Origin of the sequence: Halobacillus rhizosphaerae, from assembly GCF_046719735.1 — a bacterium.
Taxonomy (GTDB): Bacteria; Bacillota; Bacilli; order Bacillales; family Halobacillaceae; genus Halobacillus_B; species Halobacillus_B rhizosphaerae.
Genome location: NZ_JAUTWQ010000054.1, coordinates 1 through 769, shown reverse-complemented (window position 1 = coordinate 769; position 769 = coordinate 1). Strand labels below are relative to the sequence as shown.

The following is a 769-nucleotide window of genomic DNA, read 5'->3' as shown; positions in this document are numbered from 1 at the left end:
CTCATGAAAGTTGTTTAGAGAAAGAATATCGTTCACAAATAGCGATTGATTACGATGGGAAAAAATTTGATGATGAGTTTTATGCAGCTACCGTATACCTTTGGTATTACTTCTCTGGTTACATTAAAGGGACAGGTACCCTGTTTGATTTAAAGAACTATGATTTAAAAATTGAGATAGAAAAAGAGCTAAAAGAACTGTTAAGACACAATTCCACCTTTTAAACTAAGATCTCACGATTTACCAATAAACCAACAACTTATAGTAATGATTATGAAACCTAAGCCAAAGAAAAGACTGCACTATTCAATTGTGTAGTCTCTTCGGTTATCAAAAGTGGAAGGAAGACAGTGGTATCTTGAAATCAAGTGTTAAGCAATCTGGGGCGATTCTTTAATATTACATGGTCCTCCTTTACTTTGTTTGATAATTGATTTTAGTTACATACAAAAATAGTAGTGCAATTTTTAAGGGAAATTAATATAGATTAAGTATGAAAATCACCTATATGGATAGGGCTAGTAAAGGATGTTTTCTAAAATTAAAAATGTATTATTTAGAAAGAAAGATACAAAAGATAGTGATCCTTATATTGCTGTTCCACAGAAAGATATTAACAGAAGCATGAAAGAGAAAATCAGGAATTTAGAGGAGCTTGCGGAAGAATTATGTCCAACTTTAACAAAGAAATATGAAAGGGAATTCGAGCATCATCAAATGAAGAATCTTAGGATTTGGGTTGTAAGAGACATTGACGGTGATGAGTTGG

2 pseudogenes are annotated in these 769 nt (G+C 32.0%); both read left to right on the top strand.

Features of this window, described 5'->3' with window-relative positions:
- Positions 1-224, top strand: a pseudogene (locus tag Q7A53_RS21680) (hypothetical protein); the annotation flags it as partial.
- A gap of 304 nt (positions 225-528) precedes the next feature.
- Positions 529-769 (top strand): annotated as a pseudogene (locus Q7A53_RS21675) (hypothetical protein); the annotation flags it as partial.